This is a genomic window from Sphaerisporangium rhizosphaerae, assembly GCF_042665155.1.
GTDB classification, from domain to species: Bacteria; Actinomycetota; Actinomycetes; order Streptosporangiales; family Streptosporangiaceae; genus Sphaerisporangium; species Sphaerisporangium rhizosphaerae.
The window spans coordinates 1-21,831 of sequence record NZ_JBHTCG010000037.1 but is presented as its reverse complement, the minus strand read 5'-3'; the positions used below and the strand labels follow the sequence as shown (position 1 = coordinate 21,831).

Below are 21,831 nucleotides of genomic sequence, written 5' to 3'. Positions count from 1 at the left end.
GGATCGCTCCACCCGTCTCCGTCCGCGCCCCGCCCGTTGACGATCGCCTGCGTTACATCTACGTTGCAGGGCACCGCACGAAACATCTCGGGAATGGTCCGAAACTTTCGGAACGCCGGGACCATGACCTGCCGCCGGGGGCTACGAGATCGTCATCGAACATCACGAGCGAGGATTCATGAAACGTCTCATGCTGGGACTGATCGCCATCGCGCTCGCGCTGGCCGTACCCTCGCCGGCGAGCGCCGGCACGGGCGGCGGCAGGGCGCCGGACGACCTGCGCGAGCTGGCGCACAAGCTGAAGGTGTACATCGGCTCGGCCATCGACGTCACCGCCCTGGCCGACGAGGCCGACTACCGCCAGGTGTTCAACCGCGAGTTCACCCACATCACCGCCGAGAACGCCATGAAGTGGGAGTCGGTGGAGCCGCAGCGCGGCGTCTACACCTGGGAGGGCGCCGACGCGATCGTCCGTAACGCGCAGCGCAACGGCCAGCACGTGCGCGGGCACAACCTCATCTGGCACAACCAGATTCCCGCCTGGCTCACCGAAGGCGTCGCCGACGGCAGCATCGACGCCAAGGAGCTGCGCAGGATCCTCCGCGACCACATCTTCACCGAGGTGGGCCGCTACCGCGGCAGGATCCGCGCCTGGGACGTGGTGAACGAGGTGGTGGACGACGAGGGCAACCTGCGCCAGAGCATCTGGCTGACCACCCTCGGCCCCGGCTACATCGCCGACGCCTTCCGCTGGGCGCACCAGGCCGACCCGCACGCCAAGCTCTACATCAACGACTACAACCTCGAGTGGAACACCGCCAAGATCGCCCAGACGCTGAACATCGTCAAGGACCTCAAGTCCAAGCGCGTGCAGATCGACGGCATCGGCTTCCAGGGGCACCTGGGCATCCAGTACGACTACCCCGGCGACTTTCCCGCCGTCATGCGCCAGTTCACCGACCTCGGCCTGGAGGCCGCGATCACCGAGGCGGACGTGCGCATGGTGCTGCCGGTCACGCCGGAGAAGCTCGCCACCCAGGCCGACTACTACCGGAACATGCTGTCCACCTGCGCCGCCAACCGGCGCTGCGTCGAGTTCACCGTCTGGGGCTTCACCGACCGCCACTCGTGGGTCCCCGGCGTCTTCACCGGTGAGGGCGCCGCCTGCATCACGGACGAGAACCTGGCGCACAAGCCCGCCTACGACGCCCTCCTCGGCGTCCGCAGGGCCTGAGCCCGAAGACCGGTTCCGGCGGCCGTCCGACGGCCGGCCGCCGGCGCCGGGCCCGGCGAAGGTTCACTCGGACGGCGCGGGCGCGGGACGTACCGGGACGTCCGCCGCGTCCCGCAGCAGAGCGGCCAGTTGCCCGGCGTTGGTCTGGGCGTAGTCGCGGTAGCAGTTGTTCATCAGGACGTGCGTGGTGTCGGCCTCGCCCGCCAGTTCGCGCAGCCGCGGCGACCACTCCCGCAGTTCCTCCGGCGAGTACAGGTAGCCGAACTTCTCGTGGATGTCGTGGCTGGTCCACTTCGCGCTGTGGCCGTGGAACCGCACCACCGCGAGGCCGGAGGTCGCCGCGACCACCGGCGGCGCCGAGCACGGGTGCCCCTGCGGCATGTCCACGCACACGTACGGGATGGCGTACGAACGCAGGAAGTCCAGCGTCTCGGCGCGGTTCTCCACGGACATCCACGTCCGGTTGCGGAACTCCACCGAGATGGGCAGTGGCTCGCAGCGGCGCCTGCACGAAAGGATGTACCGCTTGTTGCGCTCGCCGATGGGGAACCAGCGGGGGAACTGGAACAGCACCGCCCCGAGCCTGCCCGCCTCCTGCAGCGGCAGCAGCGCGGACACGAACGCCTCCCACACCTGGTCCACGACGCCCGGCGGAAGGTCGGCCGCGTACAGGTTCTTCTTCCCCGTGCGGTCCCCGTCGGCCGCCGGTCCCGCGTCGCCGCCCGGCCGCAGCCGCCGCGGCAGCGCCGCCGGACGGGTGGGATGGCCGGTGAGCAGCGAGAACGCCTTGACGTCGAAGACGAACCCCGGCCGGGTCCGCTCGGCCCACAACCGCGCCGTCTCCTGCGAGGGCGGCGCGTAGTAGGTCGAGTCGACCTCGACGAGCGGGAAGTGGCCCGCGTAGAACCGCAGCCGCTCCTCGGCCGTCCTGACCCGCGGCGGGTACCAGCCCGACGCCAGCAGCGTCTTGTCCGTCCACGACGCCGTGCCGACGAGGACCTCGCCCATCGCGTCAGTGGCTCTCGCGCCCGGCCCGCCCGGCTCGTCCGGTCCTGCGGCCGAGGACGTGGTAGGTCTCGCCGCGGGCGACATAGTGCACCCGGTCCGCGAGCCCGAGGCGGTTGACGTGCCGGCGGAAGTCGTCCAGCCCCGAGCTGAAGGCCTCGTAGTCGTCGTAGTGGACGGGCACGGTGTGGTCGGCGCCGATCAGCTCGACCCACTGGGCGCCCTGCATCCCGTCCATGGTGACCAGCAGAGTGCCGAGCAGCTTGGTGCCGCCCAGGTGCACGAGGGCGACGTCGATGTCGGGGAAACGCCGGGGGATCGCGTTCAGGCGATCGTCCAGCAGCGTGTCCCCGCTGATGTGCAGGCGCAGGTCGACCTTGCCGTCCTCCCCGCCGAACTCCAGCATGCCGCCCATGACCGGCGGCAGCAGACGCTCGGCCGGTCCGGGCGCGTGACGCGCCGGCAGCGCGGTGATCTTCAAGCGGCGGCCGTCCCGCAGCATCACCCGGTCCTGCCAGGTCGAAAGGCCGATCGCGTTGCCGAACCCCTGACGCCTGAGCCGCTCGGCGGCGTGCGGGGTGGTGAAGATCGGCAGACGCCTGTCCAGGCCCTGCCGGGCGACCCGGTCCCAGTGGTCGCCGTGCATGTGGGACAGCACGACGGCGTCGATGGCCGGCAGCCGCCCGATCTCCATCGCCGGATCGGTGCGGCGGCGCGTGCTGATGCCCCAGCCGAGGTACGCGCGCTGCCCCCGGTGCAGGAAGTTCGGATCGGTCAGCAGTGTGAAGCCCTGGCAGCGGATCAGCGTCGTGGCGTTGCCGATGAAGTACACGCTCGCTTCGGTCGGATCAGACATTTCGGCCCCCCGTTCCCTGATATTTCAGGTTATGCAAAGTGGTCGGGAGGGAGCCCTCCGGGGGTCGGGGACTGCTCGAAGGGCAGCCCCACGTAGTTCTCCGCCAGCGTCGCCGCCGCCGCCTCCGACGAGGTCACGTAGTCCAGGTAGGACAGCTGGAGCCGCCGGCCGTAGGGGTCCTCGGAGTCGAAGGTGTGCAGCAGCGTCGTCATCCACCAGGAGAAGTGCTGGGCCCGCCACACCCTGCTCAGGCACGTCCGCGAGTAGCCGTCCAGCGCGTCGCGCGAGCCGGTCGCGTACCACAGGGCCAGCGCCTCGGTCAGCACGCGCACGTCCGCCACCGCCAGGTTGAGGCCCTTGGCGCCGGTCGGCGGGACGATGTGCGCGGCGTCCCCGGCCAGGAACAGCCGCCCGTACTGCATGGGCTCGGCCACGAAGCTCCGCATGGGCGTCACGCTCTTCTCCAGGATCTCCCCGGCGGCCAGGACGAAGCCCGGGACCGTCTCCAGGCGGGCCTTCAGCTCCGCCCACACGCGCTCGTCGGGCCAGGCCGCGACGTCCTCGTCCGGGGCCACCTGCAGGTAGAAGCGGCTGACCTCCGGGGAGCGCATGCTGTGCAGGGCGAAGCCCCGGTCCGTGCGCGCGTAGATCAGCTCCTCCGCCGACGGCCGCACCCGGGCCAGGATGCCGAGCCAGGCGAAGGGGTACTCCCGCTCGTACTCCGTCAGCGCGCCCGCCGGGATCGACGGGCGCGAGACCCCGTGGAAGCCGTCGCACCCGGCGACGAAGTCACAGTCGAGCCGCTCACCGCCGAAGGTGAGATACGGCCGGTCGGTGTCGAGATCGTGCGGGATCACGTCGTCGACCTCGAACCGGACGTCCCCGCCGTCGGCGAGTCGCGCCGCGATCAGGTCCTTGACGACCTCCTGCTGACCGTAGACGGTGATCGACCGCCCCGGGACGAGCTTCTCGAACGCGACCCGGTGCCCCGCGCCGCCGTACCTCAGCTCGATGCCCTGGTGCGGCAGGCCCTCGCGGCGGAGCCGGTCGCCCACGCCGGCGGCCACGAGGGTGTCGACCGTGCCCTGTTCCAGGACGCCGGCCCGCACCCGGCGTTCCACGTGGTCGCGGCTGTGACGCTCCAGCACCACCGAGGAGATGCCCCTGAGGTGGAGGAGATGGGAAAGCAGGAGGCCCGCGGGGCCCGCTCCGATGATGCCGACCTGAGTGCGCATACGACGAAGCATCCTGCGCCGCGGGGCGGGGACACGAGCGGGCGCTTCCACTCAGCGGAAAGGTGGCACAATATCCACAGCCTGTGGACGATCAGGGGAGGGCGGATGGCCGGAGGATCCCGCGAACCCGGCCGATCGGTGACCTCCCGTGTGCTGGCCGTCCTCGGCGCCTTCGACGCCGACCACGGCGCGCTCACCCTCACCGACATCGCGCGGCGCAGCGGCGTGGCCCTGACCACCGTCCACCGGCTCGCCCGCGAGCTGGAGGCCGCCCGGATGCTCGGCCGCGACGACCGCGGGCGCTACCACATCGGGCACCGGCTCTGGGAGCTCGGCCAGCTCGCGCCGCGCCGCCTGCTGGAGGTGGCCCACCCCTGGATCCAGGACCTGTACGCCGAGACCGGCGAGAACGTCCATCTGGCGGTGCGTGACGGAATGGAGGTGCTCTACGTCCACAAGGTGTACGGGCGCCGCGCCGTGCCGATCGTCTCCCGCACGGGCGGGCGCCTGCCCATGCACCCCACCGGCGTCGGCAAGGTGCTCCTCGCCTACGAGGCCGAGTGGTTCGTCACGTCCTATCTCGCCCGCACGCTCGAAAGGCCCACCCCGCGCACCGTCACCGAGCCGGGACGGCTCGCGCGCGAGCTGGCCTCCGTGCGCGCCCAGGGGTACGCCTTCACCTACGAGGAGATGACGCCCGGCTCCTGCTCGGTCGCGGCCCCGATCCACCGGGACCGCGGTGGTGGTGAGGGTGGTGGCGGCGACGGTGTGCCCATCGCCGCCCTCGGCGTCGTCGTCTCCTCCCGCAGGGCCCGGGAGCTGCCCCGGCTGGTCGAGCCGCTGCTGGCCACGGCGTGCGAGATCGCCCGCGCGTACGCGGCGTCTCCGCCGGCGAGCTGAGCCGGGCGGCGACCCGGCCCGCCTCGCGGAGAGCGTCCTGCGTCAGCCGATGGAGAAGAGCTCCCGCAGGTAGCGCAGTTGCTCGTCGCGCTGCCGGCTGCCCCCGCCCTCGTGGCCGTTCCACGGGTACACCGAGATGTCCTTGCGCCCCGCCCAGTGGTTGTAGGCGCCGAAGACCGTGGACGGCGGGCAGATGAGGTCCATCAGCGCCACCGAGTACAGGGCCGGCACCCGGCCGCGGGCGGCGAAGTTCAGCCCGTCGAAGTACGACAGCGTGCGGAACACCCGCTCCTCGCTGTCGCGCAGGGACGACATGAACTGCACGAGCTCCTGGTACGGGAAACTGTCGGTGATCTCCACCGCCCTGCGGAAGTGCGTCAGGAACGGCACGTCGATCAGCGCGGCCTTGACCTTCGGCTGCAACGCCGCGGTGGCCTGCGCGATGCCGCCGCCCTGGCTGATGCCGGCCACCGCGATGCGCTCGGGGTCCACGGCGGGATGGGAGGCGGCCACGTCCACCGCGCGCACGGCGTCGGTGAAGACGCGGCGGTAGTAGTACTGCTCGGGGTCGAGCACGCCCCTGGTCATCATGCCGGGCGCCTGGGGGTGGTCGCCGCCGTGCGGGTCGCCGGTCGAACCGGGGTGGTAGATGTTGGCGCCGCCCTGGCCGCGCGTGTCCACCACCAGCACCGCGAGGCCGGCGGCCGGCCACACCGTGTGGTCGACGGGCAGCCCGCGCCCGCCGGAGTAGCCGATGTACTGGACGACGCACGGCACCCGGCCGGCGCCCTCCGGCACCAGCATCCACGCCTTGATCGGGTCACCGCCCCAACCGGCGAAGGTGGTGTCCTGCACCCGCACCCCGGTGAGCGGGGCGTCGAAGTCGGCGAAGTCGGGCGCGAGGTCGTGGCCGGCGGCCTCGTCGAGGGTCTTCTTCCAGAACGCGTCGAAGTCCGCGGGCTCGTCGCGCTCCGGACGGTACTCGCGCAGTTCCGACAACGGCAGGTCGAACAGGGCCATATACCTCTCCCAGGGTGAATGAGGTCACCGACCGCTCGATGGCGCCCCGGTGACGTGCGCGCGCCGCGGTTCGCATGCTATCGGCGGGGTGATGTGCCGGTCGATGTCCGGAGATATGCGTATTCGGGCGATTCGATGAGCGGACGGAAACCTGCCAGGAGCTGACAGCCATGCGCGGCAGAGTTACCCCATCACCACCGCATCACCATCACGAGCAGGGAGGTCGCTGTGCCACGAGCGAACGGCGCGTTCGACATCGAAGGCTGGGAGCCCGAGACCTACGACGAGCGCGAGGGCGCGACGCTGTCGCGCGTCCACATCACCAAGACCTTCCGCGGCGACCTGGAGGGCGGCAGCACCACCGACATCCTCACCGCCATGACCCAGGTCGAGGGCTCGGCCGCCTACGTGGGCCTCGAACGCTTCACCGGCACCCTCCACGGCCGCAAGGGCACCTTCGTCCTGCACCACAGCGCCACAGGATCCGCCGGCGAACAGTCGCTGAGCTGGACCGTCGTCCCCGACTCCGGCACCGGCGAACTCCTCGGCATCCGCGGCGGAGGCCAGATCGCCAACGACGACGGCGCCCACACCTACACCCTCGACTACGACCTGGCCTGACCCGGTCGAAAACGGGCCTGGACACCGGGCGCGCACCGGAGCATCCTGACCTTGTACGGAGTAGCCCCTGATCAAGCCGTTGGTCGGCTCTTACCTGAAGGGCCGATACTCGTAACGGATGCCGCGAAGCGGGTTCCGTATCAGAAGATTGTGGACAACCGCTTCTCCGTCGAACAAGGGAGGAAGCCGATCCCTTGCTAGGCTGCAAGCATCTGTTAGGAACCCGGCGTCGTCCCATCCCTGGCTGATGGGACCGTTGAGAAGTGGGGTCACACCGTGAAGAAGCTGCTCGTTCTCGCGCTCGTCGCCCTTGGGGGGCTGCTGGTCTGGCGCAAGGTTCAGGCCGATCGCGCCGAGCTCGACCTGTGGACTGAGGCCACCGGCAGCGAGAACTGACCACCCGGGCAGCCGAGCGGGTGCGTGATGGCTCTGGATCAAGGCGGAGGTGACGGCATGACCGACGCCTCACCCATCAAGCTCGCCTGCCTCGATCTGGCCGGCACCACGATCGGTGACATCGCCATGGTGGAGCGGGCGTTCGCCGAGGCGATCGCGACGCAGGGCATAGTCCCCGGGACCGGGGCATATGCGCGCGCCATGGTGCACGTGCATCGGTCCCGGGGATGCCCCAAGATCGAGGTCTTCCGCGGCATCTTCCCCACCAACGAGGCCCAGGCCCAGGCGGCCAACCTCACCTTCGAGCGCTCCTACGAGGACGCCATCGACCGCGCCGGCCTGTTCCCCGTCCCCGGCACCGTCGAGGCCCTGGAGAAGCTCCGCGCCGCCGACGTGAAGATCTGCGTCATCACCGGTTTCAGCCGCCGCACCCTCGGCCGCGTCCTCGGAGTCGTCGGCTGGATGGACAAGATCGACCTCGCCCTCTGCCCCGAGGACGCCGGCCGCGGCCGCCCCTGGCCCGACATGGTCCTCACGGCCCTGCTGCGCCTGCGCGTCGACGACGTCCGCCAGGTCGCCGTCGTGGGCGACTCCGAGAGCGACATGCTCTGCGGCAGCCGAGCGGGCGCCTCCGTCGTGGCCGGGGTCCTGTCCGGCGTCCACAGCCGCGAACGCCTCCTCCGCGGCGGCGCCACCACGATCATCGACTCCATCGCCGACTTCCCCGCCCTCGTCCTCGACGGCGACCCCGCCAACGCACCAGTAGCCACCTCCTCCCGGTAAGCTGTCCACCGACAAGGGGCCTTAGCTCAGTTGGCAGAGCGCCTGCTTTGCAAGCAGGATGTCAGGAGTTCGAATCTCCTAGGCTCCACCAGCCAAAACGCCGCTCCCCGCACCAGGGAAAGCGGCGTTCGTGCCATTAACGTGCCATTAGCGGGCAGGCCGAGCTGGGGTCTGAGCACGGCGTAGTCGACGAATGCCGACTGGTCCGTCCTCGCCACCGTGATCCACTTCTTCCAGCCCTTCAGGCCGGGCCAGGAGTCCGGCCACGAGCGGTCCTTTCCGCTGGGCGTTTGCAGCGCCTGTATCCCGGTCAGCATGAAGGGCCGCTTCAGCGACTTGACCAGCGGGTTGAAGCTGCCGTCCAGGTTGACGCCGGCCCACACCCGAAACGCCGCCTCACGTGATCGCACGTCTCCTGTGGGCGTCGGCCGCTTGAGCAGGGCAGAGAGCCGTCTACGTCGTGACTGGCGCTCGCTTGCAAGCAAGAAGTCAGGGGTTCGAGACGCCTCGCCCGCGCGGGGAGGCGGTTGCGTGGTTCAGCGCATGAAGGGTTTGAAGATGGAAACCACCTTCGTGGCAGCACGGTCGGCGTCCCCGTCCGCGATCGCCTCGACCAGCTCGTGGTGGTGGCGGTGTGCCGCGTCGTCGTCCTCGCCCTTCTCGTCGCGCATGTGGGCAGCGAAGATGTCGAGCATGCTGGAGTACAGCTTGACGTAGAGAGGGTTGTGCGTCGCCGCCACGATCGCGTGGTGCAGGGCGAGGTCCGCGCTCGCTCGCAGGTCGAGATCATCGGTCGACCAGCTCGCTTCTCGACGGTCGCGCAGCTCGCGCAGCAGCTGGACGTCGGCATCTGACCGGTTCAACGCGGCCAGTGACGCTGCAGCGCTGTCAAGGGCAAGGCGTAGTTCCAGGTAGTGGCGACGGGTGCCACCGGCGAGCTGACGTTCGAGAGTGCCTGTCAGCTCAGAGTTGGAGATGACGAAGGTGCCGCGGCCCTGCTCGCGGCGCAGTAGACCTGCGTGCACCAGCGACTGCAGGGCCTCGCGCACCGTGTTCCGGCCGATCCCGAACTCCGACACCAGTGCGGCCTCGGTAGGTATCCGCCCACCGACCGGCCAGCGTCCAGAGACCACCTCCTCGCGGAAGCGCTCGGCAGCCTGGTCGATGAGTCCCACTCGACGCATGGGCTGTCGCGTGCCAGAATCTTCGGAACTCATCCCATAATCCCATCATCTGCTGACCTTGCACCGGAGTATAACGTGACATCGCTCTCCTCATCGCTCGTTCCCTTGCACCGTGGGCGCCTGATCTTGTGGGCCTGGCTCGCCATCGCATTGACAGCGGTCAACCTGCGAACGGCCGTGACCGGGTTCACCCCGCTCCTGGAGATCATCGGATCCGATCTCGGCTTCGGGGTGACGCTGTCCGGCCTGCTCGGCACTGTGCCGGCGGCGTCCTTCGGCATCTTCGGGTTTCTCGCCCCAGCGGTGACGAGGAAGTTCGGACTCGAGCGCACGGCCACCGTGGCGCTGGGCCTGACGGCTCTGTCGCTCCTGATGCGCGCCTTGTCTCCAACGCCCTCGTTGCTGGTGCTTTCGACCGTGCTGGCCCTGGCCGGAATCGGAGCCGCGAACGTCGTCATAGTCCCGTTGGTGAAGGTCTGGTTCGCCGATCGACTGGCCCTGGGGACCTCGCTTTACCTGATCCTCCTGCAGACGGGTCAGTTCATCGCCCCGCTCCTCGCGGTCCCGGTAGCGGAAGCGGCGACGTGGCGGCTCTCGGTAGGTATCTGGGCGGGACCGGCTGCTGTGGCCGGCGTGGTCTGGCTCGTCCTGGCAGTCAGGCTGCCCGCCGATCACCACGCGCCCGCGGCCGTGACGGCGAACGATGCCGGCCCGAGGATCAGCCGGTCATCGACCGTCTGGGGCCTGGTGATCCTCTTCGCGATGCTGTCGCTGTCCAACTACGGGATCATCACCTGGGTCCCGGCAGTGCTCACCGACGCGGGAGGCGACGCGGCACTGGGTGGGTCCATGGTCGCGCTCTACTCGGCATGGGGCATGCTCGCGGCCTTGGTGGTTCCGCACCTGGCCACGCGCATGATGAATCCGTTCATCGTGGTCGTCGGGTGCGCGATCTTCCTGGTAGCGGGATACCTGGGCCTGCTCCTGTCCCCGCTCGACGGCACGCTGATGTGGATGTGCGCGCTGGGAATCGGGGTGAGCACCTTCCCGCTCTGCATGACCCTCATCAACCGTCGCACCAAGAGCCCGCAGACGGCCTCGGCCGTGTCGGGCTTCGTCCAAGGCATCGGCTACGGACTGGCGTGCTTCGGCCCGATCGGGTTGGGCCTTCTGCGCGAAGCGACCGGATCATGGTCGATCCCGCTCCTGGTGCTGGCTGTCACTGCCATCCCAGGGGTGATCGCCGGCTGGTTCGCTTGCCGTCCTCGCTTCGTGGAGGACTCTGCGCCACAGCCGACGAAGCGCGACGCTGACCAGCAGCGCCCCTGACCGCCAGGCCGGCCCACGACACGTGCCCGTCGCCGCCCCTATGCCGGCGACGGGTAAGCGTGTTCTGCGCGGCCCGGACCGGCCGGACTCACTCGTCGCCGACCGTCTATGACGGTCCTGAGCCGGAGTACTCTGCCGCTGATCTGACACGTGATGGCGTTGCCCGCGGTTCCCGAGCTGGAGCAGTCAGGACGGCGGTCCTCAGTTGGCCGTACTCGCGGGCGGCGGTGTCGTCGAAGGGCAGGGGATCGAACGGGTCACGTCGTGAGGGTTGGGTGGAACGTCTGGAGTGTCTCGTTCGTCGCCTGAAGTGTGACGAGCTCACCAGAACTCGACGAGCGGCTGCGTGTCGCGGCCACCCGAAAGCACCGGGCCGACCACCTGCGGCGGCTGCGGAAAGCCACCGAAGAGCAGATCCGGGAAGCGCAGCACACCCTGGCGGGCCTGGAGCTGAAGTTGTCCCAGGAGGAGAACGACGTCACCCGCTTGGAAAGCGGAGTGTCCGCCCTCCTGGCTCGCCTGCTGGGCGTCCGCGAGGAGCATCTGGCTCGTGAGCGCGCCGAGGTGGCCGTCGCCAGGCAGCGCGTCGATGGCCATCGGGCCCGACTGGCCCAGCTTGAGGCGGATGCGCGTGTGGCAGAGGCGGAGCTGGCCGGGCTCGCGACGGCTCGACATGAATACGCCGAGTTGCTGGCCGAGAAGGAACGGCAGCTCATCGGCAGTGGTGATGCCCGCGCCAGAGAGTTGGCCGACCTCGGCGCCGCCCTGGACCGCGTGACGGCGCAAGAGCGTGAGCACGAGCAGGCCCACCGCGCCGGACAGACCGCTCATGACGCCATCGGTGAGGTGCTGCACCATCTGAAGTCGGCCAGGCGCGCGTCCACCTGGGATGTTCTCGGCGGCGGTCTGATCGCCGATGCCTTCGAGCACAACCGGCTGCGCACCGCCGACCAGGTGGCCTGGCGAGCCCAGCGGGCGCTGGACGTCTTCTCCCGTGAACTGGCGGACGTCGGCATCTCCGCACAGGCTCGCATGCCCAAGGTGGACACGCGGTGGTTCGCTGACGTCTTCTTCGACAACATCATCACCGATGTGATCAAGCACCATCGGATTGAGAACACCCGCGCTGAGGTCATGAAGACGGCCGGATGGGTCCGGAACATGAACGCGCGTGTGCAGGCCCGCCACAGCGCCCTGTCCGCTGAGCGTGCGCGGCTGCTGGCCAGGCGAGAGAAGCTACTGCGCGATAGATGACCGGGCCGGCCGGATGTGGCGGCCCGGTGCGGGAAACAGGCGTCCTACCCCGTTTCATCGGCCCGCCCACTGCGGCCCGTTTGCTTGGTGAGCCGGTCACGGGCGGTACGGGCAAAGGTTCCGGGGAGACCGGGGATCAGAGCAAGGTGTCCTTGAGCGCGATTTGGCCGTTGTTGATGACGAACTTCTGGTTGGTGTTGGCGCTGCCGCACTGCCACAGGTACACCTGGGTGCCGTTGCCGCGGTTGTTGGTGGCGTCCAGGCATAGAGGGTTGCCGGAGGACAGGGTGGATTTGAGGATGATCGCGCCTCTCTGGACGACCCAGAGCTGGTTGGGGTTACCCAGGCACTGCCACTGGTAGACCCGGGTGCCGTTGGTGCGGCCGTTGGAGGAGTCGAGACACATCACATGGCCCGTGCCGATGGTGTCCTCCACCTTGATGAGGCCGTTGTCGATGACGAACCTCTGGTTGGTGTTGTTGCCGTCGCACTGCCACTGGTACATCAGGGTGCCGTTGCCCCGGTTGTTGCTGACGTCGACGCACATGGGAGGCCAGGCCAGGGTGGTGTGACCGGCGGGCCGGCGAGTGGAGGCGGTGGCGGGCAGAGTGGTCACCCCTCCCACGCTGGTGGAGATGACGACGACGGCGAGCAGACGGCGAGCGAGCATGATGGGCCCCCATGAGAGTCGGTCAGGACTCGAGCACCATGTCATAACCGAAAGTCGTTGATCAATTACTGTCCGTGCGAGTATTTCGCGTGTCGAGGGCCGGACAGGACCGGAGCCGGGTGTCCGGTCGTTCGCCGGGTCCTGTCGGCTCATGTGATCGGCGCGATCCGGGCGGCGGACAACGGGTGTCGCGGGGTTAGGCTCGGGCCATGCCCTTGACCGTGGAGGATGTCGACCGGTTCGAGGCCGCCAGGCCGCGGCTGGAGGCCATCGCATACCGTCTTCTCGGTTCCGCCGGGGAGGCCGAGGACGCCGTGCAGGAGACGTTCCTGCGCTGGCAGGCAGCCGATGTCCACCGCGTCGAGGTTCCCGAGGCCTGGCTGACGAAGGTGCTCACCAACTTGTGCCTCAACCAGCTCACCTCGGCGCGGGCGCGCCGCGAGACCTACGTGGGTCAGTGGCTTCCCGAGCCGCTGCTCGCCGGAGACCCGATGCTCGGCCCGGCCGACACCGCCGAGCAGCGCGAATCGGTCTCGTACGCGGTCCTCACCCTCATGGAGCGCCTGTCTCCCAACGAGCGGGCGGTGTACGTGCTGCGTGAGGCGTTCGACTACTCGCACCGCGAGATCGCCGCGATCCTCGACCTCTCCGAGGCCGCCAGCCAGCAGATCTTCCACCGTGCCAAGAAGCACGTCGCAGACGGCAAGGTCCGCGGCGAGGTCGACGAGGCCGCCGCCCGGCGGATCGTCGAGGAGTTCCTGGCGGCCGCCTGCAGCGGCCGGACCGAGCCGCTCGTGCGCCTGCTCACCGCGGACGCCATCGCGATCGGCGACGGTGGCGGGAAGATCCCGGCGCGCGTCAAGGCGTTCGAGGGTGCCGTCGCGGTCGCGAAGTTCCTGCGAGGCCTGTTCCGCCCGGGCGAGGCCAAGCGCTCCATCGCCGGCGGCACGGCCGGGCTGTACACCTCGATCGTCAACGGCGATCCCTCGGTCGTGGCCGTCGTGGACGGCCGGGTGGTCGGCGTCATGTGCCTGGAGGTGACCGCGGGCGGCATCGTCGCGGTCCGCAACCAGGTCAACCCGGACAAGCTCGAACGCGCCACCGAGCGGTGGGCCGCGGCCGACCACGGGGAGCCGCTGTTCACCGCCTTCTGAGCCAATGTGAGGTGCTTCACATTGCGTTCCTGTCAGGAAACGGCGAGCCATCCGGTTCAAGGGGCAAAACCGCGCAAGACAGGAGCATGGAGATGCAGCACCGCATCATCGTCCTCGGAGCCGGATACACCGGAGCGATCGCCGCCGGCCGCCTCGCCAAGCGGCTCCGCCGCGAGGATGTCACCATCACCCTCGTCAACGCCGAGCCCGACTTCGTCGAACGCGTCCGCATGCACCAACTGGCGACCGGCCAGGTTCTCAAGCCCCGGCCGTTCAGTGAGATGCTCGCGGGCACCGGCGTCGAACTGAGGCTCGCGAAGGTCACCGGCGTCGACGTCGGCCGCAGGACCGTCACCGTCGCCGGCGCGAACGGCGCGAACGGCGCGAACGGCGCGAACGGCGCCGCGGAACTCTCCTACGACACGCTCGTCTACGCCCTCGGCAGCGGCTGGAACGCCCAGGGCGTCCCCGGGACCGCCGAGCACGCCTACGAGATCGCCGGCCGCCCCGGAGCACTGCGGCTGCGCGAGCGCCTGGCCCGCCTCGACGCCGGACAGACCGTGGTCGTCGTCGGCGGCGGCCTCACCGGCGTGGAGGCCGCGACCGAGATCGCCGAGTCCCGCCCGGACCTCGACGTCGCCCTCGCCGCCCGAGGCGGCCTCGGTGACTGGCTCTCCCCGAAGGGCCGTGCGCACCTGCGGAAGGTCTTCGCCAAGCTCGGGATCACCGTGCATGAGCACGCCGCCGTCACCGGCGTCGAGGCAGACCGGATCGTCACCGAGGGTGGCACGGTCATCCCGGCCGCGGTCACCGTGTGGACCGCCGGCTTCGCGGTCCACCCGATCGCTGAGGCGACCGACCTTGAGGTCGCCGGCACCGGCCAGATCGTGGTCGACGGGACCATGCGCTCGGTTTCGCACCCGGATGTGTACGCGATCGGAGACGCGGCCATGGCGATGGGGGCTGGGAACAAGCCGCTGCGGATGTCGTGCGCCTCGGGAACTCCGGCCGCGTGGCAGGCCGCCGACGCGATCGCGGCGCGCCTGACCGGCGGCAAGCTCCCGAACGCGTCGATCCGCTACTTCAACCAGTGCATCTCCCTGGGCCGCAAGGAGGGGTTGATCCAGTACGTCACCGCCGACGACCGCGCCGTGAGCGCGGTGCTGACCGGACGGTTCGCCGCCGTGTACAAGGAACTGATCTGCAAGGGCGCGGCCTGGGGCGTCGCCAACCCGACCCTCGGACTGCCGACCCGGCGCCGCCCTGTCACGCGGAAGCAGGTCGCGGACAGCTCGACCGTCCAGGCGACGGCGTAGACCACGGAGCGAGGCGGGCGCCCTCGTTCGGAGGGAGCCCGCTCGTAAGGGGGCGGGAAGGCGGGGACGCTCCCGGTCCCCGTGCGCGCCGCCCGGAATCCCGCACTCGCCACCGCGGGAGACGACCCGGCCGGCGCGCGATCACTGGGCCGGAGCCCCCGCTTCGTGTACAGGCGCTGCTCCTTGCTCTGGCTCATCGCGGCGCCCGATGGTTCGGTCGTTCGCCGTGGAGCCTCACTCGGGGGTCTCGGCGAATGCCAGCATCTCCTCGGGGGACCACGCCAGGGCGCCGCTGCGCAGGTCGTCGGACACTGAGCGGAGCCACTGCAGTTCGGCCGCGATGACGACGCGCATGTACTCGGCTTCGAGCATGGCGATGCGAGGGATGCCGTATCCGGTTTCGGCGCCGAGGTCGGTGTCCAGCGCGGCCAGCGTCTCGTCGAGCGTTCGCACGCGCCGATCGAGGGCGTCGCGTATCTCCTGGGGGGCGAGCATCAGCAGGTGGGACAGCGCCGCGGGGAACTCGGGGAACTCCGCTTTGGGCGTGGCCAGCATGTCGAGCAGCCATTCGCGGGCCACGGCGCGTCCCGCGTCGGTGATCCCGTAGACCGTCCTCTCGGGATACGCCTGGTCGCGCCCGGTCTCTCGCACCTCGATCAGGCCGGCCGCGGTGAGGCGGTCGATGGTCCGGTAGAGGCTCGTTCGCTGGCCGACGTTGACGACCTTGTCCTTGCCCCACTGCTTGATCAGCCGCTGGATGCCGTACGGGTGCAGCGGCTTGTACTGCAACAGAGCCATGACGGTCAGAGCGAGCGGTGAGCGGGTCATGCCTCGATATTAGCGCCAGTGCCACTAGTTGACGAGATACTAGTTTCTCTGACACTATTCGAATGTCGATCAAACGGCGCACCAAAGGACATGGCGATGACCACTCATGAACTGCCTCGGACCGCTGACCTCACCACCGATTTCGTCATCTCGGACGACGGCACCCGCATCGCCTACCACTCGATCGGCCATGGCCCCGGCATCGTGCTGCTGCACGGCTCCATGGAGACGGCCGGCAGCCACCTGGCCATGGCCGAAGCGCTGGCCGACGCCTTCACCGTCCACCTGCCCGACCGGCGCGGCCGCGGCCAGAGCGGGCCGTACGGGGACGACTACAGCGTGCGGAAGGAGGTCGAAGACCTTGACGCGGTGCTGCGGAAGACGAGTGCCCACTGTGTCTTCGGTGTCAGCGCGAGCGGGGTGGCGGTGCTCGAGGCGGCGCGTACCCTGCCGGCGATCCACAAGGTCGCCGTCTACGAGCCGGCCCTGCTTCTGGAGGACGTCCCCCGGCTGACCGGGTGGATCGGCCGCTTCGACCGGGAGATGGCCGAGGGCAAGGTGGCGGCCGCGCTGGTGACGAGCATGCTCGGGCTCCGGCTCGGGCCGCCGATCATGAACGTCATGCCGCGAGGTCTGCTGACCTGGATGACCGGCCTGCTGATGAAGAGCGAGGACAAGCACGCCAAGCCGGGTGACGCGACCATGCGTACCCTCGCCCCGACTCTGCATTACGAGGGCGTGCTGCTGACCGAGATGGCCGACACCCTGGACCGGTTCGCCGACGTACGCGCCGACGTGCTCCTCCTCGGCGGAAGCAAGGGGCTGCCCTTTCTCAAGCCCGCGCTGTCCGGGCTGGAGAAGATCGTGCCCAACGTCGAGCGGATCGAGTTCCCCGGCCTCGACCACGACGCGTCCGGAGATGTCGGCAAGCGGAACCCGGCCGGCCGCCCGGATGTCGTGGCCGCCGAACTCAGGCGGTTCTTCACCGCCTGACCGGGGCACACGGTCGTCGTCGCCATGGCGGGACCCTCGACCGTGGTGCCGGACGCGCCGGTTGTGGTCCCACGCCGCACGGGAACCCCTCGGTACCGTCTGTCGTGAAGGTCGGCGACCTGTCGTGAAGGTCGGCGACATCCTTTCTGGAAATGAGGGACTGACGGGGTGAACGGCGCGATCGGTCCCGAAGCCGATTTCCAGGCTCGACTTCGGGAGCACTGGGAGGCCTCCGAACGTGGGGACGCCGCCGCTGAGCACGCGATCTACGCCGCGGACGCGATCCTGGACTACCCACAGTCGGGTGAGCGCTTCACGGGGCGGTCAAGGATCCAGGCGCAACGCGGCGGGCACCCGGCCGAACGCCACTTCGCCGTCCGCCGGATCTTGGGGGGCGACGACCTCTGGGTGAGCGAGTGCGTGATCACCTATGACGGTGTGCCCACATACTCGCTCAGCGTCATGGAGATCACCGATGGTCTCGTCACACACGAGACTCAGTACTTCGCAGACCCCTTCCCCGCGCCGGCCGAGCGCGCCGCGCTGGCCGAGCCGATTCCGGCCCGCGACCAACAAGCCGATTGAGCCCCTGCCGATCGAAGCCGCAGGTCTATTCGGGATGCGATGACGGATCCAGCTCGGGAGAAGTGAGGTCCCTCTACCCCGGTGCCGGATGCAAGCTCCTGGCTCCATGTCTCACGGCGAATGGTCCGGCGGTTCGATGGGTGTAAGGGGCGGGATGTCCGGGTCGGTGGCGGTGCGGCCGTACAGGAGGGAGGTCCAGGCGTTGATGAGGACGTCGACGAGCACCTCCTCGTCGTCGAAGGGAGGGACTCCGGCCGCGGCGAGGTAGTAGAGCCGCTCCCCGAGCCAGGTGAGCGAGGCGGCGACGGTGCGGATGTCCTGGCCGGCGAGTCGCCGGCGGGCGTGCGGGTCGGATTCGACGCGTGCCGCGGCGGCGTCGGTGAACAGGTCCATCTGTTCGAGCCACAGGGCTCGCAGGTCCTCGTCCGAGGCCCAGTTCTCCACGATCGCCATGAGGACGCCCGCGTTGGCGCGCCACAGGCGGGCGCCGTCCGTCACCCCCGCCCGGAGGGCGGTCACCGGATCTTCCTGCCCGTCGATCCAGGGTTGTGCCGCCTGTTGCCCCTGCGCCACGGCTTGGCGCACCAGCTCGGCGAGCACGGCCTGTTTGCTCGGGAAGTAGAAGTAGAAGCTCGCCCGGGAGACCTCGGCGGCGGTCAGGATGTCGGCCACGCTTAGGGCGTCGAAGCGGTGTCGCCGCAGAAGCTCGCGCGTCGCGGACAGGATGCGCTCTCGCAGCTCAGCGGAAGCGGGCGCCGTGCCGGATCGGCGGGCGGAGGGCGCCGTGCGCTTGGAGGGCATGCCGCCAGTATACGACAGCATGTACGGACAGTAAGTCTGTACGTATTGTCCATACGATGTGTATGGTCAGGATCATGACGCGAATCGCGATCCACTTGGTGGTCGGCGACCCCGACCACGCCGCCCGTTGGTACGCCGAAGCCCTGGGCGCCCAGGAGACAGGCCGCATCACCCTTCCCGACGGCCGCACGCTGACCGTGGAGCTCCTGCTCGGCGGCACCGTGCTGGCGGTGGCCGGCGAGATGCCCGCGCTGGGCATGCGCTCACCGGCGAGCCTCGGCGGCACTTCCGCCGCCCTGCACGTGCCGGTACCGGACGCCGACGCGGCCTGGGAACGGGCGCTGAGGGCGGGGGCCACGGTCTTCGAGCCGGTGCACGACGCCTTCTGGGGCGACCGCACCGGTCAGCTGTTGGACCCGTTCGGGCACCGCTGGGCGTTGGACGAGCACATGCGAGACGTGCCGCACGACGAGATCGTCTCGCGGGCCGCGGAGCTGTTCAGCGGATCGGCGACCGCATGAGGTACCGCACGTTGGGCGCGAGCGGGCTGCGCGTCTCCGAGCTGATCCTGGGCGCGATGACCTTCGGCGAGCAGGGCGGGGTCGGCGCGCCGCTGCCGGAGTGCCGGCTGATGCTCGATCTGTACGCCGAGGCCGGCGGCAACATGATCGACACCGCCGTCAACTACCGCGACGGGGCCAGCGAGGAGTTCCTCGGCGAGCTGCTGAAGGGCCGGCGGGAGTCGTTCGTGCTGGGCACGAAGTACACCGTGTCGCGGGCACGCACCGATCCGAACGCCGCCGGGAACCATCGCAAGAACCTGCGGGCGTCGCTGGAGACCAGCCTGCGCCGGCTGCGCACCGACTATCTGGACCTGTACTGGGTGCACATGTGGGACCGGCACACGCCGATCGAGGAGACCATGCGCGCGCTGGACGATGCGGTCCAGGCGGGCAAGGTGCTGTACGTGGGGATCTCCGACGCCCCCGCCTGGGTCGTGTCCCGTGCCAACACGCTGGCGCAATGGCACGGCTGGAGCCCGTTCATCGGCCTGCAGGTGCCCTACAGCCTGCTGCAGCGCGACATCGAACGTGAGCTGCTGCCGATGGCCGAGTCCCTCAACCTGGGTGTCACCGCGTGGAGCCCGCTGGCCGGCGGGGTGCTGTCCGGCAAGTACACCCGCCCGGACGGCCCCGCGGCCGGCGGCAGGCTGGCCGCCGAGTCGCTCTCGGACCGGGACCACGCCGTCGCCCGGGTCGTCCAGGAGGTGGCCGACGACCTGGGCGCCACGCCCTCACAGGTGGCGATCGCCTGGACGATGAGCCGCTCCCGCGCCGTCCACCCGATCATCGGGGCGCGCCGCGCCGACCAGCTCCGCGACAATCTCGCCGCGATCGACCTCGTCCTGCCGCCCGAGAGCGTCGCCCGCCTGGAAGCGGCGTCCGGGTTCACGCTCGGATTCCCGGGGGACTTCATCGCCCAGACCTCGCCATGGGTCTTCGGCTCGGCGCTCGTCGACCCGCATCCGGCCACGGCCACGCGGTGACGGCCACGCGGTGACGACTACGTACCTGAACGACTCCACACCTGCCTCAACGGCCCACCCGCGGTCTGGTGCTCGACCGAGCACCAGACCGCGGGTGAGCCCTGCGGCTCCGGCGCTAACCGGACCCATCCGGTGGTGAGGACGTATCCCGTGATGTCATCGGATCCGAGACGCTCCCCGGGATCCGGCCGTCCTCAGGGTGCTCGTGGTCATGGGGAGGCAGGGCGGTGACTGGAAGGTCACGCCGTCCAGGAAGTTGCCGGCCGTCGGGGTGCCGCCCGCGGCGGACACCGACTCGAAGGCGAATCGTGTGGTGGTCTGTCCCGGAGGCACCACGTACACCCCGGTGTAGTAGCGCCAGGCGGTGTTGTCGTCGGAGATGTCCGGCGAGGAGGCCCCGGACGGGATCTGGGCCATGGTCGCGCCCGGCGCGCCGATGAGCACCCGCATCACGTCGGTGCCGAGACGGCCTCGGTGGTACACCCCCCAGGTCATCGGCGTTCCCGGGACGGTCGGCAGGTCCTGGTAGAGCGTGGAGACCTGGTTGGCGTTGAGTTCGGCGAACTGCTGCCCGTCGGCCGCCGGGAACCCGGCCGCGCTTCCCCGCCAGAACTCCAGCTTGTTGTCGGTGGCGGTGGTGTGCCAGCCGGCGGCCGGGTTGGTGGAGGCGTCGGGGATGGACCAGTCGACCGTGGCCACGGCCGGCGCCTCGAAGCTGCCGTTGACCAGGTTGACCGGTTTGTAGGCACAGGTGACGACGACGGTGACCGTCGCGGTGCTGGTCCCGCAGGGGGTGACGATGGTGTAGGTGAAGGTGTCGGTGCCGCTGAGGCCTGCGGCGGGCGTGTAGACCACGTTGCCGCCGGAAATGGTCGCGGTCCCGTTGGCCGGCTTGGTGACGCTGGTGATCGTCGGTGAGGTGGCGGTGTCGTTGGCCAGGACGGCGACGCTGACGGCCGTGTCCTGCTTGGTAGTGATGGTGTCGTCGGTGGCCTTGGTGGGCGATATGGACTGCCCGCCGACGATCTGGATCGGAGGCGCGGGGGTGTTGTTCCCGAGCTGGCCCGGAGCGGCGATGACGCTGCTGATCCCGGTCGGCCGGATGGTCATGCCGCGCCCGATGGTCCCCTGCTTCACCTGGAAGGTGATGACCTTCGGGGGCGGGTCGGTCTTGGTGCCCGGCGAGGTGATCGTCAGGGTGGTGCCGTTGATGGCGCCGGTCCCCGACTGGCCGACGACATCGGCGTTCGCCAGCAGCGACGACAGGTCCCACATGGTGGTGTAGGTCCTCACCAGCAGCGGCCACTGGCTCGTGCGGTGCGTCAGAGAGAGGGTGAAGGTGCTGCCCGGTGCGATCTGCCCGCCCCACAGGGACGGCGAGGTGTCGACCGAGACCGACCCGGCGCCCAGCCTCATGCCGAGCGCGTTCTTCCAGTAGTAGCCGACGGGGTAGGTCGCCTGTCCCTGCCGGACACACGGCGTGGTGGCGACGCGCGGGACCGGCTGCCGTACGCCGGCGGCGGCATGCGCGGCGGTACCGGCCGCCGCCTGCGTCCCCGAGGCGGCCAGCAGCGCCAGCAGCACGCCGGCCAGTGCGGTGCGCGCGGACCTGGGATGTTGTGACTTCAACGCCGAACTCCACTCCGTCGTGAGGTACTCCTAGATCGACTTCACGGCGGACGTTACTCTATGTGATCAAGAAGTCGCGCGAGGTGTCAGAGGCGTGCGATCTCCGTGTCGCACCCGGGCCGCGCCGTCGATCCGCACCTGTGTCCGGCCCCGGCCTGCCCGGTGCCGGGGAACCTCGCCCTCCTCGCGTACCCGCACGACCAGGACGACAGGCGGGACGGGTGGTTCGGCCATCCGATGCCGACATGACGAGAGCGGGCGCTCCCTGGGGAGCGCCCGCTCACTTGTCTTCCGCCTCCGGTCACCCTGACCGGGTATCCGCAGGGTCCTTCCGGGCGGCGGTATCGGGTCGTTTAGAAGAAGTCGCGGTACTGGCCCCAGTCGTAGTGGCCGCGGTAGCCCTCGCCGACGCGGATGCGGAAGTCGTCGAAGCTTCCCTTGCGGAATTTGCCGGTGAAGTGGGAGGCGCCGTAGCGGCTGCCGCGGTAGATG

The 21,831-nt window shown here is 69.6% G+C and carries 22 protein-coding genes and 1 tRNA gene; 14 read left to right on the top strand and 9 right to left on the bottom strand.

Translation table 11 applies throughout. The annotated features are described in order from the left end of the window. Positions 1 to 178: 178 nt before the first annotated feature. On the top strand, positions 179 to 1,234 hold the full coding sequence (locus ACFQSB_RS34435) for an endo-1,4-beta-xylanase (RefSeq protein WP_380831040.1): 1,056 nt from the start codon (positions 179 to 181) through the stop codon (positions 1,232 to 1,234). A gap of 63 nt (positions 1,235 to 1,297) precedes the next feature. Here the strand turns inward: ACFQSB_RS34435 and ACFQSB_RS34430 are convergent, their stop codons facing one another. Genes ACFQSB_RS34430 through pobA form a run of 3 tightly spaced genes read right to left on the bottom strand, consistent with a single transcriptional unit; the run spans position 1,298 to position 4,330 of the window. After that, positions 1,298 to 2,242, bottom strand: a complete 945-nt coding sequence (locus tag ACFQSB_RS34430) for a DUF72 domain-containing protein (protein WP_380831038.1) — start codon at positions 2,240 to 2,242, stop codon at positions 1,298 to 1,300. A 4-nt stretch (positions 2,243 to 2,246) separates the two neighbouring features. Beyond that, positions 2,247 to 3,095, bottom strand: a complete 849-nt coding sequence (locus tag ACFQSB_RS34425; RefSeq protein ID WP_380831037.1) for an MBL fold metallo-hydrolase — start codon at positions 3,093 to 3,095, stop codon at positions 2,247 to 2,249. Positions 3,096 to 3,124: 29 nt separating this feature from the next. Beyond that, a complete protein-coding gene (gene pobA, locus ACFQSB_RS34420; RefSeq protein ID WP_380831035.1) occupies positions 3,125 to 4,330 on the bottom strand; it encodes a 4-hydroxybenzoate 3-monooxygenase in 1,206 nt (401 codons plus the stop codon). A gap of 105 nt (positions 4,331 to 4,435) precedes the next feature. Here pobA and ACFQSB_RS34415 point away from each other — a divergent pair, with 105 nt between their 5' ends. Beyond that, complete coding sequence (locus ACFQSB_RS34415; protein WP_380831033.1) at positions 4,436 to 5,230, top strand: IclR family transcriptional regulator; 795 nt, start codon at positions 4,436 to 4,438, stop codon at positions 5,228 to 5,230. A gap of 42 nt (positions 5,231 to 5,272) precedes the next feature. Here the strand turns inward: ACFQSB_RS34415 and ACFQSB_RS34410 are convergent, their stop codons facing one another. Next, the gene (locus ACFQSB_RS34410) at positions 5,273 to 6,250 is read right to left on the bottom strand and encodes an acetylxylan esterase (protein ID WP_380831032.1); all 978 of its coding nucleotides are present in this window, start codon (positions 6,248 to 6,250) and stop codon (positions 5,273 to 5,275) included. Between the two features lie 228 nt (positions 6,251 to 6,478). On the opposite strand from ACFQSB_RS34410, the gene ACFQSB_RS34405 reads away from it, so the two are divergent. The 4 genes from ACFQSB_RS34405 (at position 6,479) to ACFQSB_RS34390 (ending at position 8,141) form a co-directional block, all read left to right on the top strand. Further along, a complete protein-coding gene (locus tag ACFQSB_RS34405; protein WP_354852192.1) occupies positions 6,479 to 6,871 on the top strand; it encodes a DUF3224 domain-containing protein in 393 nt (130 codons plus the stop codon). A gap of 276 nt (positions 6,872 to 7,147) precedes the next feature. Beyond that, positions 7,148 to 7,267, top strand: a complete 120-nt coding sequence (locus tag ACFQSB_RS34400; RefSeq protein ID WP_211264163.1) for a DLW-39 family protein — start codon at positions 7,148 to 7,150, stop codon at positions 7,265 to 7,267. Positions 7,268 to 7,324: 57 nt separating this feature from the next. Then, entirely contained in the window at positions 7,325 to 8,050 is a 726-nt protein-coding gene (locus ACFQSB_RS34395) for an HAD-IA family hydrolase (RefSeq protein ID WP_380831030.1), read from the top strand. 15 nt (positions 8,051 to 8,065) lie between these two features. Beyond that, positions 8,066 to 8,141 (top strand) — tRNA-Ala (locus tag ACFQSB_RS34390). Positions 8,142 to 8,586: 445 nt separating this feature from the next. Here ACFQSB_RS34390 and ACFQSB_RS34385 read toward each other — a convergent pair. After that, positions 8,587 to 9,225: a FadR/GntR family transcriptional regulator gene (locus tag ACFQSB_RS34385; protein ID WP_380831028.1), complete on the bottom strand. Its 639-nt coding sequence runs from the start codon at positions 9,223 to 9,225 to the stop codon at positions 8,587 to 8,589. 84 nt (positions 9,226 to 9,309) lie between these two features. Between ACFQSB_RS34385 and ACFQSB_RS34380 the strand changes: the two genes are divergently transcribed. Both ACFQSB_RS34380 and ACFQSB_RS34375 read left to right on the top strand, forming a co-directional pair. Continuing rightward, positions 9,310 to 10,563: an MFS transporter gene (locus ACFQSB_RS34380; protein WP_380831026.1), complete on the top strand. Its 1,254-nt coding sequence runs from the start codon at positions 9,310 to 9,312 to the stop codon at positions 10,561 to 10,563. A gap of 312 nt (positions 10,564 to 10,875) precedes the next feature. After that, positions 10,876 to 11,817: a hypothetical protein gene (locus ACFQSB_RS34375; RefSeq protein ID WP_380831024.1), complete on the top strand. Its 942-nt coding sequence runs from the start codon at positions 10,876 to 10,878 to the stop codon at positions 11,815 to 11,817. A gap of 136 nt (positions 11,818 to 11,953) precedes the next feature. Here ACFQSB_RS34375 and ACFQSB_RS34370 read toward each other — a convergent pair whose 3' ends face one another. Beyond that, positions 11,954 to 12,487, bottom strand: coding sequence for an RICIN domain-containing protein (locus ACFQSB_RS34370; protein WP_380831022.1), 534 nt, complete (start codon positions 12,485 to 12,487; stop codon positions 11,954 to 11,956). A 209-nt stretch (positions 12,488 to 12,696) separates the two neighbouring features. Between ACFQSB_RS34370 and sigJ the strand changes: the two genes are divergently transcribed. Together sigJ and ACFQSB_RS34360 are read left to right on the top strand one after the other, a co-directional pair. Next, a complete protein-coding gene (gene sigJ, locus ACFQSB_RS34365; protein WP_380831020.1) occupies positions 12,697 to 13,641 on the top strand; it encodes an RNA polymerase sigma factor SigJ in 945 nt (314 codons plus the stop codon). A 92-nt stretch (positions 13,642 to 13,733) separates the two neighbouring features. Beyond that, positions 13,734 to 14,957, top strand: a complete 1,224-nt coding sequence (locus tag ACFQSB_RS34360) for an NAD(P)/FAD-dependent oxidoreductase (RefSeq protein ID WP_380831018.1) — start codon at positions 13,734 to 13,736, stop codon at positions 14,955 to 14,957. A gap of 234 nt (positions 14,958 to 15,191) precedes the next feature. Here ACFQSB_RS34360 and ACFQSB_RS34355 read toward each other — a convergent pair whose 3' ends face one another. After that, the gene (locus ACFQSB_RS34355; RefSeq protein ID WP_354852226.1) at positions 15,192 to 15,785 is read right to left on the bottom strand and encodes a PadR family transcriptional regulator; all 594 of its coding nucleotides are present in this window, start codon (positions 15,783 to 15,785) and stop codon (positions 15,192 to 15,194) included. A gap of 96 nt (positions 15,786 to 15,881) precedes the next feature. On the opposite strand from ACFQSB_RS34355, the gene ACFQSB_RS34350 reads away from it, so the two are divergent. After that, the gene (locus ACFQSB_RS34350) at positions 15,882 to 16,778 is read left to right on the top strand and encodes an alpha/beta fold hydrolase (RefSeq protein WP_380831016.1); all 897 of its coding nucleotides are present in this window, start codon (positions 15,882 to 15,884) and stop codon (positions 16,776 to 16,778) included. A 168-nt stretch (positions 16,779 to 16,946) separates the two neighbouring features. Next, complete coding sequence (locus tag ACFQSB_RS34345) at positions 16,947 to 17,363, top strand: nuclear transport factor 2 family protein (protein WP_380831014.1); 417 nt, start codon at positions 16,947 to 16,949, stop codon at positions 17,361 to 17,363. 111 nt (positions 17,364 to 17,474) lie between these two features. On the opposite strand, the gene ACFQSB_RS34340 is transcribed toward ACFQSB_RS34345, so the two are convergent. Then, complete coding sequence (locus tag ACFQSB_RS34340; protein ID WP_380831012.1) at positions 17,475 to 18,185, bottom strand: TetR/AcrR family transcriptional regulator; 711 nt, start codon at positions 18,183 to 18,185, stop codon at positions 17,475 to 17,477. A gap of 53 nt (positions 18,186 to 18,238) precedes the next feature. Between ACFQSB_RS34340 and ACFQSB_RS34335 the strand changes: the two genes are divergently transcribed. Both ACFQSB_RS34335 and ACFQSB_RS34330 read left to right on the top strand, forming a co-directional pair. Next, entirely contained in the window at positions 18,239 to 18,685 is a 447-nt protein-coding gene (locus ACFQSB_RS34335) for a VOC family protein (protein WP_380831010.1), read from the top strand. After that, positions 18,682 to 19,710, top strand: a complete 1,029-nt coding sequence (locus ACFQSB_RS34330) for an aldo/keto reductase (RefSeq protein WP_380831008.1) — start codon at positions 18,682 to 18,684, stop codon at positions 19,708 to 19,710. The genes ACFQSB_RS34335 and ACFQSB_RS34330 overlap by 4 nt, the downstream gene beginning before the upstream one ends. A gap of 156 nt (positions 19,711 to 19,866) precedes the next feature. Here the strand turns inward: ACFQSB_RS34330 and ACFQSB_RS34325 are convergent, their stop codons facing one another. Then, on the bottom strand, positions 19,867 to 21,339 hold the full coding sequence (locus ACFQSB_RS34325) for an Ig-like domain-containing protein (protein ID WP_380831007.1): 1,473 nt from the start codon (positions 21,337 to 21,339) through the stop codon (positions 19,867 to 19,869). Between the last annotated feature and the right edge of the window lie 492 nt (positions 21,340 to 21,831).

What these genes read in the sequence shown, in the direction of transcription:
- ACFQSB_RS34435 (WP_380831040.1), top strand. Translation starts at nt 179, where the DNA reads ATGAAACGTCTCATGCTGGGACTGATCGCCATCGCGCTCGCGCTGGCC.
- ACFQSB_RS34430 (WP_380831038.1), bottom strand. Translation starts at nt 2,242, where the DNA reads ATGGGCGAGGTCCTCGTCGGCACGGCGTCGTGGACGGACAAGACGCTG.
- ACFQSB_RS34425 (WP_380831037.1), bottom strand. Translation starts at nt 3,095, where the DNA reads ATGTCTGATCCGACCGAAGCGAGCGTGTACTTCATCGGCAACGCCACG.
- pobA (WP_380831035.1), bottom strand. Translation starts at nt 4,330, where the DNA reads ATGCGCACTCAGGTCGGCATCATCGGAGCGGGCCCCGCGGGCCTCCTG.
- ACFQSB_RS34415 (WP_380831033.1), top strand. Translation starts at nt 4,436, where the DNA reads ATGGCCGGAGGATCCCGCGAACCCGGCCGATCGGTGACCTCCCGTGTG.
- ACFQSB_RS34410 (WP_380831032.1), bottom strand. Translation starts at nt 6,250, where the DNA reads ATGGCCCTGTTCGACCTGCCGTTGTCGGAACTGCGCGAGTACCGTCCG.
- ACFQSB_RS34395 (WP_380831030.1), top strand. Translation starts at nt 7,325, where the DNA reads ATGACCGACGCCTCACCCATCAAGCTCGCCTGCCTCGATCTGGCCGGC.
- ACFQSB_RS34370 (WP_380831022.1), bottom strand. Translation starts at nt 12,487, where the DNA reads ATGCTCGCTCGCCGTCTGCTCGCCGTCGTCGTCATCTCCACCAGCGTG.
- sigJ (WP_380831020.1), top strand. Translation starts at nt 12,697, where the DNA reads ATGCCCTTGACCGTGGAGGATGTCGACCGGTTCGAGGCCGCCAGGCCG.
- ACFQSB_RS34360 (WP_380831018.1), top strand. Translation starts at nt 13,734, where the DNA reads ATGCAGCACCGCATCATCGTCCTCGGAGCCGGATACACCGGAGCGATC.
- ACFQSB_RS34355 (WP_354852226.1), bottom strand. Translation starts at nt 15,785, where the DNA reads ATGACCCGCTCACCGCTCGCTCTGACCGTCATGGCTCTGTTGCAGTAC.
- ACFQSB_RS34350 (WP_380831016.1), top strand. Translation starts at nt 15,882, where the DNA reads ATGACCACTCATGAACTGCCTCGGACCGCTGACCTCACCACCGATTTC.
- ACFQSB_RS34340 (WP_380831012.1), bottom strand. Translation starts at nt 18,185, where the DNA reads ATGCTGTCGTATACTGGCGGCATGCCCTCCAAGCGCACGGCGCCCTCC.
- ACFQSB_RS34335 (WP_380831010.1), top strand. Translation starts at nt 18,239, where the DNA reads ATGACGCGAATCGCGATCCACTTGGTGGTCGGCGACCCCGACCACGCC.
- ACFQSB_RS34330 (WP_380831008.1), top strand. Translation starts at nt 18,682, where the DNA reads ATGAGGTACCGCACGTTGGGCGCGAGCGGGCTGCGCGTCTCCGAGCTG.